This is a genomic window from Streptomyces mutabilis, assembly GCF_046628145.1.
Taxonomy (GTDB): domain Bacteria; phylum Actinomycetota; class Actinomycetes; order Streptomycetales; family Streptomycetaceae; genus Streptomyces; species Streptomyces mutabilis.
In genome coordinates this window covers 6,558,399-6,574,586 of the sequence record NZ_CP176874.1, presented here as the reverse complement: position 1 = coordinate 6,574,586, position 16,188 = coordinate 6,558,399, and the positions used below count along the sequence as shown (strand labels likewise).

The following is a 16,188-nucleotide window of genomic DNA, read 5'->3' as shown; positions in this document are numbered from 1 at the left end:
ATGCCCGGCTTCGAGGTGCTGTACCAGGCGGCGGCGCTCTGTCTGACGTATCCCGACGACGACTTCCGCGCCCGGCTGCCGCTGCTGCGCGAGGCCGCGCCGCAACTGCGCGGCTTCACCGACCACGCGGCGGCGACCGAGCAGGGCGAGCTCCAGGCGCACTACGTGGAGGTCTTCGACTTCAAGAACCGGCACAGCCTGTACTTGAGCTGGTGGACCGACGGCGACACCCGCAACCGCGGCATGTCGCTGGTCCGCTTCAAGGAGCTGTACCGGGCCCACGGGCTGGAGTTCACCGACGAGGAGCTGCCCGACTTCCTGCCCGCGGTCCTGGAGTTCGCCTCCCGCACCGGGAACATCGGCATGCTCACCGAGCACCGCGACGCCCTGGACCAGCTCCGTTCCCGGCTCACCGCCTTCGGGACGCCCTACGCCTGCGTCCTGGACGCGGTGTGCGCCACCCTGCCGCCCGCACCCACCGGAGCCCGCCCGTGACCGTCTTCCTCTGGGGTGTGCTGCCCTACGCCGCCTTCGCCCTGCTGATCGCGGGCCTGGTCTGGCGGCACCGCTACGACCGGTTCGGCTGGACGACCCGCTCCTCGCAGGTCTACGAGTCGAAGCTGCTGAACATCGCGTCGCCGGTGTTCCACTACGGCATCCTGTTCGTGCTCGTCGGCCATCTCGTCGGGCTGTTCATCCCCGAGTCGTGGACGGACGCGCTGGGCGTGAGCGAGCACGCGTACCACCTGCTGTCGCTGTACGGCGGCACGCTGGCCGGGGTGCTCGCCGTCGCGGGCATCTTCATCCTGATCTACCGGCGGCGCACCAACGCCCCCGTCTTCCGGGCGACGACCGCCAACGACAAGGTCATGTACCTCTTCCTGCTCGCGGCGATCGTCCTCGGCATGGTCGCCAAGCTGGCGCACTCCTCGGGCACCGGCTACGACTACCGGCACACCATCGCGCCCTGGTCGCGCAGCCTGTTCACCCTCCAGCCGAAGACGGAGCTGATGGTGGGGGTGCCGGTGCTGTACCAGGTGCACGCGGTGGTGGGGATGCTGCTGATCGCCCTGGTGCCGTACACCCGGTTGGTGCACATGTTCAGCGCGCCGGTGCAGTACCTGACCCGCCCGTACGTGGTGTACCGGTCGCGCGACCCCAGGCAGCTGGGGCCGCGCCCGGACCGGCGGGGCTGGGAGCGCGCGGGCTCCTAGCGCCCTGTCCGACTAGGCCAGCTTGGCCGTCAGGGTGATGGTCGTGCCGGTCAGGGCCTGGCTGACCGGGCAGTTCTTCTTGGCGTCCTCGGCGGCGGCGACGAACGCGTCGTTGTCGAGGCCGGGGACGGTGCCCTCCACGGTGAGGTGGATGCCCTTGATGCCCTCACCCGGCTGGAAGGTGACGTCGGCCGAGGTGGTGAGCTTGGTGGGCGGGGTGCCGGCGCCGGCCAGGCCGTGCGACAGCGCCATGGAGAAGCAGCTGGAGTGGGCGGCGGCGATCAGCTCCTCCGGGCTGGTCTTGCCGTTCGCCTGCTCGGCGCGCGACGGCCACGACACCGGCTGCTCGCCGATGCCGGACGAGTCGAAGGTGACGACACCGTTGCCCTCGAGCAGGTTGCCTTCCCAGACGGTGTGTGCGGAGCGCGTGGTTGCCACGGCGGGTCCTCTCGAATTCTCTTGCTGTACTGGGGCGGTGGGAGCCCGTGACCGGGTTCCCGCCCCCATCCGATCACACTCCGGCTCAGCTCACCCGGAAGACCGGTCCCCGGGCGGTGAACGGCAGTCGCGCGCCCTTGGGGATCAGGTAGGCGTGCTCACGCCGCACCCTCAGCACGTCGCACCAGCCGTCGGTGATGAGGAGGACCGGCGCGGTGGGCGGGAAGTCGTCGGCGCGCAGCAGCAGGTCCACGCCGGGCTGGAGGACGGTGCCGCCGCGGCCGTGCACCCGCACCCGGCCCGCGATGTCCGTCACGGGCAGGTACCCGGCGTCGTGGGGTGCCGCGTCGCAGAAGACGACGCGGGCGGCGGGCACGTCGCGGGCCTCGGCGTAGGAGGCGATGGCACCGAGCGCCTTGCCGAGCAGCGTGCGGTCCATGGAGCCGGAGGTGTCGAGGACGACGCCGAAGGTGCAGCGCGCGACCTCCTCGGGCGGGAAGTACCGCCCGGCGCGCGGGATGTCGGGGGTGGCCGCCTGGCGTCGGGAGGGACGGGCGTACGACCTTACGGGCTCCGGGCGGGGCACGAACTCGTCGAACCAGCGGGCGAGGCGGGCGTCCCAGGGCAGCGGCGGGTGGCTGAGGGCGCGGATCTCCTGGACCAGGCCGCCGGGCAGGAAGCCGCGTTCCTGCTGCTGGTGCAGGTCCAGGCCCTGGGCGAGGCCGCGCCGGTAGAAGCCGTCGAGGTCGACGTGGTCGCGGGGCGGGCCGAGCGGGCCGCCGAGGATGTCGCCGACGCCCTTGCCGCGCAGGGTGGACAGGCGGCGCATGCGGCGCAGGTCGCCGACCATGCGGTCGTAGACCTCCTCGGCGGACAGGCCGGCCAGTGCCGGGTCGTGCAGGAGGCCCTCGGGCATGGTGCCGACCTGCATCTCGACGAGCCAGCCGTTGATGACGTAGTCGCACGCGACGTTGAAGAGGTAGGGGTCGCGGGTGCCGCGGCGGTCGCCGTGGCGCAGGGCGGCGTGCAGCATCTCGTGGGCGAGGACGAACCGCCACTCCTCGTCGTCGAAGCGCCGCAGCGGGTTGACGTAGATCTCACCGGCCTCGGCGTCGACGGCGGCGACGGAGATGCCGTGGGCGCGGGCCAGTTCGGCGTCGGCGACGAGGGTGATGCCGGCCGCGATGCCGCCGAGGAGCGGGTAGGAGGAGACGAACCAGCTCAGGGCCTGCTGCCAGGGGTGCAGGCGGGTGGGGCCGCCCAGCATGTCGTCACGCCGGCCGCCCGCGAGGTCGAGGGCGGTGGACATGGTGCGGGTCAGCGCGTGGGCGAAGGCGAGCTGCCAGTCGGGGGCCTGCCCGTTCCAGGTGTCCCACGGCGCGAGCAGTTGGTCGGGTTCGTGGCCGGCGGTCCCGCAGTGCTCGTAGGCGGCCGGGATGCCGCCCTCGCGGCGCCAGGCGGCGGCGATGCGCTCCTCGTCGCCGTCGGGGTAGGCCGGCGGCAGGTCGTCCGGGGTGCGGCCGACCGGGAAGGTCTGGAGGAAGCGGTTGACGACGACGCAGCGGGCGGCGAGGTCGTAGCGGTCGGGCTGGACGCGCTCCCCGGTCGCGGCGGGTACGTGGCCGAAGCCGAGGTGGATCAGCGCGTGCGCGATGGCCCACGCCCACTCGGCGGGCTCCGCGTGGCGGGTGGGGTGCAGGTGGAGCCGGCCGTTGGAGCTGACGCGGACGAGCCCCTGCCGGGGTGCGACCCGGCACTCCTCCTCCCGGCACAGCTTGACCTCCATCGCGGCCAGTGCCGGGTTGGCCCAGGCCAGCTGCACGCCCTTGGCGCAGTTCTCGGCGGCCGGGTCCTTCTTCTTCTTCTTCTGCTGCTTCTGTCCCGCGGCCCGGCTCATCGTCGCGCCTCCACCAGCCGGGGCATGTCGCGGGCGGCCTCGACGAGGAACCAGGCGGGCAGCACCGGGTTGCCGTCGGCGTCGGAGGCGATGACGCTCTGGGCGACCTCGACGGAGATCTCGGCGAGCTGGACGAGCAGCGACTTGGCGCGGTAGGCGGTCTGGCGGCCGTTCGCCGACATGTGCTCCTTGCTCGCGGGCAGTTCCTTGACCAGCCGGCCGCGGAAGGACTCGGCGAGGTAGTAGAGCAGGTCCCGGTCCTGGAGGCGGTTGGGCCAGCGGGCCTCGCCCTTGAGGATCGCCTCGATGCCGAAGCGGCTGCGGACGATCTTGACGTAGCCGCAGAAGGCGGTGGCGTGGGCGGGGGTCAGCGTGCCGTGCGCGAGGACCTTCAGGGTCTCCTCGTCGAGATCCGGGCCGAAGGAGTGCAGGGCGTCGGAGAGCATGTGCCAGGAGCGCGGGGTGGAGAACGGTTCCTCGGTCTTGGGCGGCTTGGACCACAGGTGGTCGGGGCGGTCGGTGAGGTGGTCCGTGATCCAGGGGTGGATGCCGTTCTCGGCGGCCCAGGCCAGCCAGTCCTTCGCGGAGGCGTCCAGGTGGACGTGGGTGAGGCGGTTGACCAACGCGGAGGCGATGGGGCGGGCCAGGGCGTTGTCGGTGGCGCGGTTGCCGGCGCCGATGACGATGGAGCCCTTGGGCAGCTCGTAGCTGCCGATGCGGCGGTCCAGGATGAGCGAGTAGAACGCCTTCTGCACGTCCGGTGTGGCCGCGTTCAGCTCGTCCAGGAACAGGCAGTACGGCTCGTCGCGGGCGATGGACTCGGGCGGGCAGAACACCGACCGGCCGTCCCGGATCTGCGGTACGCCGATCAGGTCCTCGGGCGCGAGCTGGGTGCCGAGCAGGCTCACGCACTCCAGGCCCAGCGAGTCGGCGAAGTTCCTCACCAGGGAGGACTTGCCGATGCCGGGTGCGCCCCACAGGAAGACCGGCCGCACGGTGGCCAGACCGAGCAGCAGTTCCGGGAGTCGGGCGGGAGTGACGGTGACGGCTGCCTGCACGCAGGGGCTCCTCGGAAGGGGGATGTCGGGAGGGGACCGCACCAGTGTGGGTCCCCTGCCGCCCGCGCGCAGCCGAATTACGGTGCGGAGGACCCCTCCGCGCGCCGCCTGCGGGCCGCCATCACCGCGTAGACCAGCACGCCCGCGAAGAGGAACAGCACGCCCTGGTAGACCGCCGCGTAGCCGGCGCCGGCGACGAGCCAGAGGGAGAAGCCGGCCGCGACCGCCGCGATCACGCCGTCGCGGACGAGCCGGGCGCGGTCGACCTTCTCGCCCTGCCCGGAGACCAGGTGGAAGATCTGCGCGGCGGTGGCCAGCAGGTAGGGCACGGTCGCGGTGAAGGTGGTGACGAGGACCAGGACTTCGAAGACCTTCGCCGAGCCGGCGGTGTAGTTGTAGACGGTGAGCAGGGAGGCGAGGACGACGGTGACGGCGACGCCGGTCGTCGGAACGCCGCGCCGCCGGCGCGCGAAGGCCGCCGGGAAGAGGCCGTCCTTGGCGGCGGCGTAGGGGGTCTGGGCGCTGAGCAGCGTCCAGCCGTTGAGGCAGCCGGTCATCGAGACCAGGGCGGCGAGCGCCACGGCCCAGCCGCCCCAGGTGCCGCCGAACATGGCGTCGACCGCGTCGGAGAAGGGGGCGGTGGAGTCCACCAGCCGGTCGTGGGCGACCGTGCCGAAGACCGAGAGGGTGCCGAGCAGGTAGACGAGGGCGGCGCCCGCCGTGCCGATGACCGTGGCCCGGCCGACGGTGCGGCGGGGGTCCTTCACCTCGCCGGCGCTGACGGCGGCGGACTCCACGCCGAGGTAGGAGAAGAGCAGGATCGCGGCGGCGGCCGAGACCGCGCCGATGCCGCTGCCGCCGGTGGCGTTGAACGGGCCGAGGTTGTCGGCGTCGAAGAAGAACAGGCCGCCGACCGCGACCAGCAGCAGCGGGGCGAACTTCAGGACGGTGGCGACGAGCTGGACGGCGCCGACGTAGCGGGTGCCGGCGAAGTTGGCGAGCGCGGGCAGCCACTGGATGACGAGGGCGGCCAGGCACGCGGTCCAGCGGTGGTCGCCCACCGGGATCAGGACGTCGAGGTAGCCGACGGCGGCGACGGCGAGGGCCGCGTTGGACACCCAGGTGGTGATCCAGTACGCCCAGGCGGCGAGGAAACCGGCGAAGTCGCCGAAGGCCTCGCGGGCGTAGACGTAGGGGCCGCCGGTGCGCGGGTCGCGCTGGGCGAGCCGGCCGAAGACCAGCGCGAGCGCGATGGCGCCGACGGTGAGGACGCCGAAGGCGAGCAGGCTGACGGTGCCGAAGGGGGCGACGGAGGCCGGGAGCAGGAAGATGCCGCCGCCGATGATGTTGCCCATGACCAGGGCGGTGGCGACGGGGAGCCCGAAGCGGCGGGCGTGCCTGCCGCCCTCGGCCGCGGGGGCGGAACCGGGGGCCGCGGGGGTCTCCTGCGGGGCCGGAGCCGGTGGGGGGACGGTCCCGGTGACGTGCATGGGGTGGTGCGCCTTCCTTGGAACTGGTGCCCGGGATCGCCGGGACGGCGCCCATGGTCCGGCACGGCCGGGCGCGGCTCCAAATCAGGCGCTTTTGTCCTGCACGACCGGGTCCGGGACGGGAAAAGGTCCGCCGCGGACGGTCCCCGGCCGGGGATCCTCCACGGGCACCTGCGGGCCGTTCGACTCGCGCAGCCAGCGGCGGAGCACCCGGTGGACGTGCTCCGCGCCGACGATCTCCGCGCCGTCCTCGGCCGGCGCCGACAGGACGACGGGTGACAGCAGGAAGGCGCGGGACTGGGCGCCGCCGAGACCGCCGTGGGAGCCGATCTGCTCCTCGAAGGCGAGCACCTCGCCGTCGACCGGGTCGTGGAAGGAGTTGACCATGATGTCGGCGGTGTGCGGGAAGGAGTGCGTGCGGCGTACGGCGTCGGCGGCGCCTGGTCCGAACGGGGCGAGCGGCCCGGGTTCCTCGTCGAGCCGGTCCAGCGGGATCTCCGCGCCGCGAGCGCCGAGCACCACACCGCCGTGTCTCTTGCTGCGGACCAGCAGGAAGCCGATACCGGGGTGGTTGGCAAGGGTCGGCAGCAGGGCGGGATAGCGGGCGTCGATCTCCTCGCGGGTCATCCGGTGCCGTACGTCCGGGAAGGAGACCAGGCCCAGGTTGCCGGAGGCCAGCACGATCGGCTCCGAGCGGCGGCCGGCGGGGGTGTCGGCGGGGCGCTGCTGCTCGGCTCCCTCCTCCACCGGCCGGTGCAGGGCGGCCCGTACGGTGTTGCGGGCCTCGGCGCCGCTGCGGGTGCGCTGCGCCCGGCGCGGCACGGGCAGTCCGCAGCCGGCCCGGACCAGGTCGCCGAGGGTGAGGCCGTAGCGGGCGCGGAAGGTCTCGCCGGGGCTCTGGCCGTGGTCGGACAGGACGACGATCCGGTACTTGCGGGGGGCGTGCTCGGCGCACTTCTCGATCAGCGCGAGGGACCGGTCGAGCCGCTGGAGGACCTTCGCGGCGTCCCGGCTGCGCGGCCCGGAGTGGTGCGAGACCTCGTCGTACGCCACCAGGTCGGCGTAGACGGCGGTGCGGCCGGCGAGCATGTCGCCCATCACCGCGGCGACGACGACGTCCCGTTCGACGACGGTCGCGAAGGCGCGGACGAAGGGGTAGAGGCCGCCGCGGGAGACGCGCGGGCGGACCTTGTGCACGCGGGCGCGGGTGGACTGGCCGATCTCCCGGCAGACCTCGGCGACGAAGGACATCGCGGTGCGGACGGCGTTGGCCGGGTCGGAGAAGTAGGCGAAGTAGCCGGAGCGGGAGCGGTTCTCCTTGCTGCGGCGGCGGGTGGCGATGGAGAGGACGAGGGCCTGCTCGTCGGCGCCGCCGCTGAACAGGTTGCCGCGGCTGGCGCCGTCGAAGGTCAGCAGCCCGCCGTCGCCGGTGTGCTCGATGGCGCGGCGCTGGAGCTGGGCGGCGCTGGTGGGGCGGTTGCAGACCACGACCTCGCCGCTGTCCTTCTCGAACCAGCGGAAGGCGGGGACGTCGTGGTTGGAGCCGTGCAGGATGCCGAGCTGGCTGGCGCCGGTCTGGCTGGACCAGTCGGTGCGCCACGGGGCGAGGCGGTGGGTCGCGGAGGAGCCGTCGCGGCCGAGCCAGCGGGCCACTGTGGGCATGGCGCCGGCGTCGACCGCGTCCAGCAGGACGTCGTGGCCGACGCCGTCCAGTTGCAGGAAGACGGTGCCGGGGCCGTGCGGGCAGGGCGGGCCGGATCTGCGGCGGCGGTCGGCGAGGCGGTAGAGCCGGCGCCGATAGGCGTCGTCGTCGCGCACGGCCAGGGCACCGCCCGTCGCCGAGGCGACCGCGGACATGACGGCGGCCACCACGACCGCCGTCTCGGGGGCGACGCCGCCGCGCCCGGCCGGATTGACGTCGATGGCGAGGAGCAGCAGCCCGCCGTTGAGGAAGAAGACCAGCAGGCCCAGGACGAGTGCCGGCACCAGGAGCAGCAGCCGTACCAGCAGCGGCCACACCAGGGCGGACAGCAGACCGAAGGCTCCGGCGCCGACCGCCGCGGTCACGGCGATGTCGGTGGCGCTGTCCCCGTCGGGCGACTGGAGCCGGAAGTCCGGCAGGATCCCGGCGAGCACGAGCATGGTCAGGGTGGACACGGCCCACACCGTGACACTCCGGCCGATCTGACTGGCGACCCGGCGCCAACGCCCTCCACCCACGCTCCGCACACCTCACGTCCCGGCCCGTCGTCGGCACGGGCCTTCCCCACCCTGCCACAACGCTCCGGGACGCCCGTTTGTCCCCCCGGGTCCGCTTCACCCCCCAGGGCCGGGTTTCGCACACCTCGCCGCCGGGTGTCAGCGGCCGTCGTAACCGGCCGTCGGCATCGACAGGCGCCGGTGCACGCACGCCTTCATCCGGGCGTCGTACGCCGGTTCGGCGTGGCCGACCGTCTCCACGCGGACGCCGCGCCGCGCGCACTCCGCGGTGAACTCGTCCACGGACGACAGCGCGCTCTCCAGCACCCGGCGGCTGGGCGCGACGAACAGGTCCCGCCCCGGGCGGACGCCGTCCCACAGGGCGTCGTGGTCGGGCCGCAGTCCGCGGACCAGCAGCTCCCGCGCGACGACGTACCCCTGTTCCACGGCCCAGCGGGCGCACATGGCGTGCTGGCTGCGCGAGTCGACCAGGAAGGGGTCGTCGTCCAGCTGCTCCAGCGGCGTCAGACTCGCGATCGCCGTCACCCTCAACAGCCCCATGGTGTCCCCCTCACCTCCCGTTTCGCCGCCGACCCTACTCCTGGACGTAGGCTTCGGGGAGTCGCGCGAAGGAGGCAAAGGAGTGCCGGTGGAGCTCACGTGGTGGGGTCACGCCACCTGCACGGTCGAGGACTCGGACACGCGTGTGCTCACCGATCCGCTGTTCGTCCGCCGGCTCGCGCACCTGCGCCGCAGGCGGGGTGCGGTGCCGCCGCCGGAGGCCTGGCGGGCGGACGTGGCGCTGGTGTCCCATCTGCACGCCGACCATCTGCACGTGCCGTCGCTCGCGCGGCTCGCGCCGGGCACGCGCCTGCTCGTGCCCCGGGGCGCGCCGCGGGCGGTGCCGGGGATGCGCCGGCTCGGCCACCTGAAGCTGACCGAGGTGGCGCCCGGTGACGAGATGACCATCGGTGACCTGCGCGTACGGGCGGTGCCCGCCCGGCACGACGGTCGTCGGCTGCCGGTCGGCCCGCACCGCTCCCCCGCCCTCGGGTACGTGGTCGAGGGTGAGGCCCGGACGTACTTCGCCGGGGACACCGGCCTGTTCGACGGCATGGAGAAGGAGGTCGGGCCGGTCGACGCGGCGCTGCTGCCGGTGGGCGGCTGGGGGCCTTTCCTGGGCGCGGAGCACCTGGACGCGGGGCGCGCGGCCGAGGCGCTGGCGCGGCTGGCGCCGGGCACGGCGGTGCCGGTGCACTACGGCACGTACTGGCCGATCGGGATGGACGCCGTGCGCCCGCACGAGTTCCACACGCCGGGTGACGAGTTCGTGCGCCTGGCGGCGCTGCGCGCGCCGGGGGTGGCGGTGCACCGGCTGGGGCACGGTGCGAGTGTGCGCGTGGAGGTCGCGCGGTGAACTCGCTGGGTGCCGCCGTGACGAGCATTCCGACCGAGCCGACCCAGCAGGCGTTCGGCTATCCCTCGCTGTTCCTGCTGGTGTTCATCGGGGCGCTGGTACCGGTGGTGCCGACCGGGGCGCTGGTGAGTTCGGCGGCCGTGGTGGCGATGCACCAGACGCTGCCCTTCTCGATGCTGATGGTGTTCGCGACGGGGTCGCTCGCCGCGTTCTGCGGGGACATGGCGCTGTACTGGCTGGGGCGGCGCGGGGTCGGTTCGAAGAACGGCTCGCGCTGGCTGGAGGCGATCCGGTCCCGGGCGCCCGAGGACCGGCTGGAGCAGGCGCAGGAGAAGCTCGCCGAGCACGACGTCGCGGTGCTGGTGCTGTCCCGGCTCGTGCCGGCGGGCCGCATACCGGTGATGCTGGCCTGCCTGCTGGCGAAGTGGCCGCTGCGCCGCTTCGCCCGGGGCAACCTCCCGGCCTGCCTGGCCTGGGCGGTGACGTACCAGCTGATCGGTGTCCTGAGCGGCGCGCTGTTCAGCAAGCCGTGGGAGGGCGTGGCCGCGGCGATCGTCCTGACCGTCGTGGTCAGCACGGCGCCGGGCCTGTGGCGGCGGTTCCGGGGGCCCGCCAAGGCGTAGCCGCCGGTGGGGCGGGGGCGCGGCGGTGGCGTGCGTTCGGCTCCGCCGGGTCACTCCAGTACGCGGGAGCCGCCCACCGGGAGGTCCCACAGGTGCTCGCGGGGCAGGCCGGCACGTTGCCAGGCGGTGCGTACGCGGTTGAGTGGTTCCAGGACCGGTTCCGCGGACAGCACGAACGTGCCCCAGTGCATCGGCGCCATCCGGCGGGCGCCGACGTCCTGGGCGGCCCGCACCGCCTCCTCCGGGTCGCAGTGGACGTCCCGGAGCCACCAGCGGGGGTCGTAGGCGCCGATGGGGAGCAGGGCGAGGTCGATGCCCGGGTAGCGGCGGCCGATGCGGGCGAACCAGTGGCCGTACCCGGTGTCGCCGGCGAAGTAGACGCGCCGGCCGTCGGGCGCGGTGAGGACCCAGCCGCCCCACAGGGTGCGGCAGGTGTCGGTGAGGGTGCGCTTGGACCAGTGGTGGGCCGGTACGAAGTCGAACCGGACGCCGTTCAGCTCCGTCGCCTCCCACCAGTCCAGTTCGGTGACGCGGGTGAAGCGGCGGCGGTGGAACCAGCGGCCGAGCCCGGCGGGCGCGAGGACGGGGGTGTCGCGCGGGAGCCTGCGCAGGGTCGGGGCGTCCAGGTGGTCGTAGTGGTTGTGGCTGATGACGACCGCGTCGACGCGGGGCAGGGCGCTCCAGGGGACGCCCACGGGGGTGACGCGGGCCGGGGTGCCGAGGATGCGGCGGGACCAGACCGGGTCGGTGAGCACGGTGAGCCCGCCGATCCGGACCACCCAGCTGGCGTGTCCCGCCCAGGTGACGGCGACGGTGCGGGCGTCCACGCGGGGCAGCGGGCCGGGCTCGTACGGCAGCCGGGGGATGTCGGCGAGACCCTCGGGGCCGGGTCTGACCGCTCCTTCGCGGGCGAATCTCGCGAAGGCCTTGAGGCCGGGCAGCGGTGCGGTCAGCCGGTCGTGGAAGGTGCGCGGCCACACCCGGTGCTCGGCCGGCGGCCTGGGGTCGGCGAGCGGCGGGTACGAGGGCGCCGGGGAGGAATCGGACTGCGGCGCGTCGTCGTTCTCGGCGGGGGCGGGGGTGCTCGTGGTCGACCGGGGCTGCTGCGTCATCGAGGAGGCTCCCATCGCTGAGCGTCGCGGAGATCACCGAAGACCGACTTCAGGGTGATCAACGCGCGTTGCACCTGTGGCAGTTCCAACGGGTCGGGGGCGGTGAGGCATTCCGCGCGCCGCTCACCGCCGGTGCCGCCGCCGAGCAGGGGGCCGGTGGCGAGCCGTACGCGCAGGGCCGGCAGGTCGTCGCCGAAGCGGTGGCCGCCGGGGGCGGGCATGCCGAGCCGGTCGGTGAGGAAGTCCTCCAGTTCCTGGGCGTCGCCGACACCCTCGGCGGCGAGCGCGTCGCGCAGCGGGCCGAGGTCGGCGTAGAGGTGGCGGCCGGCCTGCGGGGGCCGGGCGGTGGCGCCCGAGGCGACGACGGCGGCGTGCGCGGCGGCGGCCACGCGTGCGTGCAGGCGGACCGCGGCGGACCGGCGGGCGGTGACCGGTTCGGGTTCGCCGAGCGCGTACCCGGCCGCGGCGGCGACGGGCGCGGCGACGCGGGCGCCGAGCGCGGTGAGCACGTCCAGCACGCGCGCGTGCAGACCGTCTCCGGCGGCGGACGCGGGGAAGCGGGCCACGGCGGCGGGCCAGGCCGGCGGCAGCAGCGCGCCGGCCAGGTCGGTGACGACGGTGACCCGCTCGGGCAGCATCTCGGCGGGGCTGAGGAGCACGGTGGCGTGCGGATCGTGCAGAGTGTCGCGCCAGGTCTCGTCGCTGACCAGGTGCAGTCCCTCGCCGGCGGCCGCCTCCACGGTCTCGTGCAGCAGTTCGGGCGGCGCGACGGTGCCGGACGGGTCGTCGGCGACGGACAGGACGAGCAGGCGGGGGTCACCGCCCTCGGCGCGGACCCGGCGGACGGTCTCCAGGAGCGCGTACGGGTCCGGTACGCCGCCGGACTCGGCCGGGGTCGGCACGTGGAAGACGGGCCTGCCCAGCAGCCGCGCGTACGGCGCCCACCAGGCGGCGCAGGGCCGGGGCACCAGGACGTCGCCGCCGAGCGCGGCGGTCAGCGCCAGCAGCAGGGCGTTGGCACCGGGGGCGGCGGCCGCGTGGCCGGGGTCGGTGGGCAGACCGCGCCGGTCCCAGTAGCCGCAGGCGGCCTCCAGGAGGGCGGGTGCGCCGCCGGCCGGTTCCTCGTGGGCGCGGCCCGCCGCGGCGGCGAGGACGGCGGACAGTTCGGGCAGCACGGGCAGTCCGTCGTCGGGCAGGTGCGGGCCGTAGCGGACGGGGCCGTGTCCCACGGGGTCATGGCCTTCGGGGGCGTGCCCCACGGGGTCCGTCCGCCGCATGCGTGCCTCCGCGCTGTCCGTGGTGCCGTGTCCCGTCGCCGCCGGCACACCTTGTCCGGTCGTTGCTCCACGTACCCATCGGGGCGCCCGGCCATGGCTGTGGCCCCGGTGGGTACGGATCACGCGCGGGCCGGGCGCGGTGCGGGTCAGCGGTGCGCGGCGTCCCCGCGCAGCCGGAGCCGGAGCAGTCGGTGCGCGGCCGCGCCGCACGCCCCGGCGATCAGGACGCCGCCGGCGACCAGGGCGGGCACCGAGTCGGTGAAGGCTCCCCCCGCGCCGGCGTGCACACCGTGCTCCACGGTCGCGCCGCCGCAGTTCCTCCGCTGCGCGGAGGTCTCGCCGTGCGGTGCGGCGGGTTCGGGGCACGCGGGTTCGGTGGCGCAGGAGGTACCGCGGGAGGAGGTCTTGCCGTGCGGGGCGGTCGGCTGCGGGCAGGGCGGTGCGACGGCGCCGCCGCCCTCCTCCGGCGCGGCCATCGGCTCGTCCGGCGCGGTCATCGGATCCTCGGGCACCGTCAGTGGCGCTTCCGGCGCGCTCATCGGCTCCTCGGGCACCGTCATCGGTGCCTCCGGTGCGGTCATCGTGGCGCTCCAGGGGTCGCCCTCCTCGCCGGACGCCTCGGGGCAGGCGCCGTCGACGGTCCACGCGTCCTCGGAGCCCGCCGCCTCCGGGTCGCTCCCCGGGTCCTCGGCGGCCGTTGTACGGGCGGTGCCGCGGTAGGCGGGTCCGGACGTCGCCTCGTTCTCACCTCCCACCTTGCGCAGCTCGACCGTGCCCCCGTCGAAGGCCGGTGAGGTGGCGTCGAGGGTCGCGGGTGCGGAACGGCCGGTCGGGGCGCAGGTCACGGAGACGGTGACCGTGCCGCCGGGGGTCACACCGGCCGGGCTGACCTCGGCGACGGGTTCGGTGACGCCGATGGGGGGCGGGGGCACGCCGGGCTCGGCCGAGGCGGGCGCCGCGAAGACGCCGAGGGCGGCACTGGCCAGGGCGGCGGTGGACAGGGCGCGGGCGGTGCGGCGCATGGGTCGGGCTCCTTCGAGCGACGGCTGCGGGGGCACGGCACTCGCGCCCCTCGGCCATCACAGCCCGCCCGGCGCGAGCCCGCGCGTCGCCGTGCGCCGTTCGCGGGAACGGAGCGCCCGAGCGGGTGACGGGGCAGGTTTGGCCGCACTCGGCACCGGCCCCGCCGGGATGCTCGCCGCACCGCGCGGCAGCGGCCGGGCGAGTCGGTGACGAGGCGGGGCGATTGCGACGGCCCCCGGAATCCCGTCACCGACCCTCGGGGTACCTCGCGGCAGCGGCCGGGCCGCGCGGGCGAGGACGGACGGCGGGGGCCGCTCCGGGTCGCCGCCGAGCAGGCGCCCGCCCGCTTCCCTGCCTGCTGCCCGCGCCGGCCTCCCGTTTCAGGCCGCCGGGTCCCGCAGCACCTGCTCCCGCACCCGGTTGCAGCAGCGGCTGATCAGGCGGGAGACGTGCATCTGGGAGATGCCGAGCTGTTCGGCGATGTGGCTTTGGGTCATGTCGTCGAAGAAGCGCATGTAGAGGATGGCGCGTTCGCGTTCGGGCAGGGCGGCCAGGCGCTCCTTGACGGCCTCACGGTCGACGACCGTGTCGAGGGCCGGGTCGGGGGCGCCGAGGGCGTCGCCGAGGGAGTAGCCGTCCTCGCCGCCGGGGAGTTCGGCGTCCAGGGACAGGGCCGTGAAGCTCTCCAGGGCCTCCAGGCCGACCCGGGCGTCCTCCTCGCTCATGTCGGCGTGCTCGGCGATCTCGGCGACGGTGGGCCTGCGGCCCGAGATGGTCTGGGACAGGTCCTGCCCGGCGAAGCGGACGCGGTTGCGCAGCTCCTGCACCCGGCGCGGCACGTGGAGGGTCCACATGTGGTCCCGGAAGTGCCGCTTGATCTCGCCGGTGATCGTCGGCACGGCGTAGCTCTCGAAGGCGTTGCCGCGCTCGGGGTCGTACCGGTCGACGGCCTTGACCAGGCCGAGGGCGGCGACCTGGCGCAGGTCGTCGTAGCTCTCGCCGCGGCTGCGGAAGCGACCGGCGAGCCGTTCGGCCATGGGGAGCCAGGCCTCGACGATCCGGTCGCGGACCGCGTCGCGCTCCGGGCCGGCGGGGAGGGTGGTGAGCCTGCGGAAGGCGTCGGCGGTGTCGGGGGCGTCGTCGTGCGGGTGCTTCACGCTGGCGTGGATCGGCATGGTGCGTCGCAACTCCCTCGGAGCGCGGGGTCCCGTCGTCGCGCCGGGCGGCGGCCCGGTCGGCACGTTCGGCACCCGGGGCTCGGGGAACCTCCGGGGCGACGTCACCGGTGCGACGGCACGGCCCTTGGGTCGGGCGGTCACCGTGGGAGGGCGTCCGGCGTACGGACGGACGCGTCCATGGCGGCGCCCCGCCGCTCCCACGGACGTGCCTCCTGTCCGAAGCACTGAACTTGCGCCTGCCCCCGCCGCCCCACGCCAAACACCCCGACTTCCCGGCCGCTGCCGCCCGCCTCATCCCCGTCGCTCCGGGGCCCGACCCAGGAGCCACGGGGGCCCCTCTTCAGGCGCTCACCTCGGCCGCGCGGCGCTGGTCATCGCTTGCGCGGCTGGTGGAAGCGGAGCATGTTGCCGGCCGGGTCGCGGAAGGCGCAGTCGCGGACGCCGTAGGGCTGGTCGACCGGCTCCTGGAGGACCTCGGCGCCCGCCGCGCTGACGCGTTCGAAAGTGGCGTCGACGTCGTCGGTGCTGAAGATGACGCCGCGCAGCAGGCCCTTGGCCAGCAGTTCGGCCATGGCTTCCTTGTCGGAGGCCGAGGCGTTGGGGTCGGCGAGCGGGGGTTCGAGGACGATGTCCACGTCGGGCTGGGCCGGGGAGCCGACGGTCACCCAGCGCATCCCTTCGAAGCCGACGTCGTTGCGGACCTCCATGCCGAGCACGTCCCGGTAGAAGGCGAGCGCCTTGTCGTGGTCGTCCACTGCGATGAAGCACTGCGAGAGGTTGATGTCCATGCGCCTCACGCTAGGGGGCCGGGCGCGGGCCTCGCTTCTCCGTTCCTGACCGGCCGGGTGTAGATCTTGGCGACGCAGGCCGGGACTGCGGCGCCGTCGGCGTGGTCGCGGGCCCGGTAGGCGCTCGGGCTCTCGCCGACCAGTTCGGTGAAGCGGGAGCTGAAAGAGCCCAGTGAGGTACAGCCGACCGCGAAGCACACCTCCGTGACCGACATGTCGCCCCGCCGCAGCAGGGCCTTGGCCCGCTCGATGCGGCGCGTCATCAGGTAGCTGTAGGGCGTCTCGCCGTAGGCGGCGCGGAAGCTGCGGGAGAAGTGGCCCGCCGACATGAGGGCGACTCGCGCCAACGCCGCGACGTCGAGCGGCTTGTCGTACTCCCGGTCCATCAGGTCGCGGGCGCGGCGCAGCCGTGCCAGGTCCTCCAGCGTCGTCACCCCACCACGATCCCACAGCGCCGTACGTCTGCGGTACGGC

16 protein-coding genes are annotated in these 16,188 nt (G+C 74.4%); 4 read left to right on the top strand and 12 right to left on the bottom strand.

The window, feature by feature from the left end:
* Positions 1-495, top strand: coding sequence for a nitrate reductase molybdenum cofactor assembly chaperone (narJ, locus tag ACLIN4_RS29470; RefSeq protein ID WP_107477405.1), 495 nt, complete (start codon positions 1-3; stop codon positions 493-495).
* Positions 492-1,214: a respiratory nitrate reductase subunit gamma gene (gene narI / locus ACLIN4_RS29465; RefSeq protein WP_107477420.1), complete on the top strand. Its 723-nt coding sequence runs from the start codon at positions 492-494 to the stop codon at positions 1,212-1,214. Before narJ ends, narI begins: the two co-directional genes overlap by 4 nt.
* Before the next feature lie 12 nt (positions 1,215-1,226).
* Here the strand turns inward: narI and ACLIN4_RS29460 are convergent, their stop codons facing one another.
* The 6 genes from ACLIN4_RS29460 to ACLIN4_RS29435 form a co-directional block, all read right to left on the bottom strand.
* Complete coding sequence (locus ACLIN4_RS29460) at positions 1,227-1,652, bottom strand: OsmC family protein (RefSeq protein WP_043377849.1); 426 nt, start codon at positions 1,650-1,652, stop codon at positions 1,227-1,229.
* 85 nt (positions 1,653-1,737) lie between these two features.
* The gene (locus tag ACLIN4_RS29455; RefSeq protein WP_411576404.1) at positions 1,738-3,549 is read right to left on the bottom strand and encodes a DUF2201 family putative metallopeptidase; all 1,812 of its coding nucleotides are present in this window, start codon (positions 3,547-3,549) and stop codon (positions 1,738-1,740) included.
* Positions 3,546-4,607 carry an ATP-binding protein gene (locus ACLIN4_RS29450; protein ID WP_411576403.1) on the bottom strand — a complete coding sequence of 354 codons (1,062 nt, stop codon included), beginning with the start codon at positions 4,605-4,607 and terminating at the stop codon, positions 3,546-3,548. The genes ACLIN4_RS29455 and ACLIN4_RS29450 overlap by 4 nt, the downstream gene beginning before the upstream one ends.
* A gap of 77 nt (positions 4,608-4,684) precedes the next feature.
* Positions 4,685-6,097, bottom strand: coding sequence for an amino acid permease (locus tag ACLIN4_RS29445; RefSeq protein ID WP_107477402.1), 1,413 nt, complete (start codon positions 6,095-6,097; stop codon positions 4,685-4,687).
* A gap of 84 nt (positions 6,098-6,181) precedes the next feature.
* Positions 6,182-8,326 carry a phage holin family protein gene (locus ACLIN4_RS29440; RefSeq protein WP_381940853.1) on the bottom strand — a complete coding sequence of 715 codons (2,145 nt, stop codon included), beginning with the start codon at positions 8,324-8,326 and terminating at the stop codon, positions 6,182-6,184.
* A gap of 129 nt (positions 8,327-8,455) precedes the next feature.
* The gene (locus ACLIN4_RS29435) at positions 8,456-8,857 is read right to left on the bottom strand and encodes a hypothetical protein (RefSeq protein ID WP_100045218.1); all 402 of its coding nucleotides are present in this window, start codon (positions 8,855-8,857) and stop codon (positions 8,456-8,458) included.
* An 82-nt stretch (positions 8,858-8,939) separates the two neighbouring features.
* Here ACLIN4_RS29435 and ACLIN4_RS29430 point away from each other — a divergent pair, with 82 nt between their 5' ends.
* Both ACLIN4_RS29430 and ACLIN4_RS29425 read left to right on the top strand, forming a co-directional pair.
* Positions 8,940-9,713 carry an MBL fold metallo-hydrolase gene (locus tag ACLIN4_RS29430; RefSeq protein WP_179342387.1) on the top strand — a complete coding sequence of 258 codons (774 nt, stop codon included), beginning with the start codon at positions 8,940-8,942 and terminating at the stop codon, positions 9,711-9,713.
* A complete protein-coding gene (locus ACLIN4_RS29425) occupies positions 9,710-10,336 on the top strand; it encodes a DedA family protein (RefSeq protein WP_107477401.1) in 627 nt (208 codons plus the stop codon). Before ACLIN4_RS29430 ends, ACLIN4_RS29425 begins: the two co-directional genes overlap by 4 nt.
* Before the next feature lie 50 nt (positions 10,337-10,386).
* Here ACLIN4_RS29425 and ACLIN4_RS29420 read toward each other — a convergent pair whose 3' ends face one another.
* The 6 genes from ACLIN4_RS29420 to ACLIN4_RS29395 form a co-directional block, all read right to left on the bottom strand.
* Positions 10,387-11,448: an MBL fold metallo-hydrolase gene (locus ACLIN4_RS29420; RefSeq protein ID WP_107477400.1), complete on the bottom strand. Its 1,062-nt coding sequence runs from the start codon at positions 11,446-11,448 to the stop codon at positions 10,387-10,389.
* Complete coding sequence (locus tag ACLIN4_RS29415; RefSeq protein WP_381940850.1) at positions 11,445-12,725, bottom strand: aminotransferase class I/II-fold pyridoxal phosphate-dependent enzyme; 1,281 nt, start codon at positions 12,723-12,725, stop codon at positions 11,445-11,447. Before ACLIN4_RS29415 ends, ACLIN4_RS29420 begins: the two co-directional genes overlap by 4 nt.
* Positions 12,726-12,871: 146 nt before the next feature.
* Positions 12,872-13,747: a hypothetical protein gene (locus ACLIN4_RS29410; protein ID WP_290012232.1), complete on the bottom strand. Its 876-nt coding sequence runs from the start codon at positions 13,745-13,747 to the stop codon at positions 12,872-12,874.
* A gap of 381 nt (positions 13,748-14,128) precedes the next feature.
* Positions 14,129-14,923: an RNA polymerase sigma factor SigF gene (locus tag ACLIN4_RS29405; protein WP_100045215.1), complete on the bottom strand. Its 795-nt coding sequence runs from the start codon at positions 14,921-14,923 to the stop codon at positions 14,129-14,131.
* A gap of 374 nt (positions 14,924-15,297) precedes the next feature.
* Positions 15,298-15,714 carry a VOC family protein gene (locus ACLIN4_RS29400; protein WP_143657632.1) on the bottom strand — a complete coding sequence of 139 codons (417 nt, stop codon included), beginning with the start codon at positions 15,712-15,714 and terminating at the stop codon, positions 15,298-15,300.
* A gap of 5 nt (positions 15,715-15,719) precedes the next feature.
* A complete protein-coding gene (locus ACLIN4_RS29395) occupies positions 15,720-16,148 on the bottom strand; it encodes a helix-turn-helix transcriptional regulator (protein WP_043377867.1) in 429 nt (142 codons plus the stop codon).
* Positions 16,149-16,188: the final 40 nt, after the last annotated feature.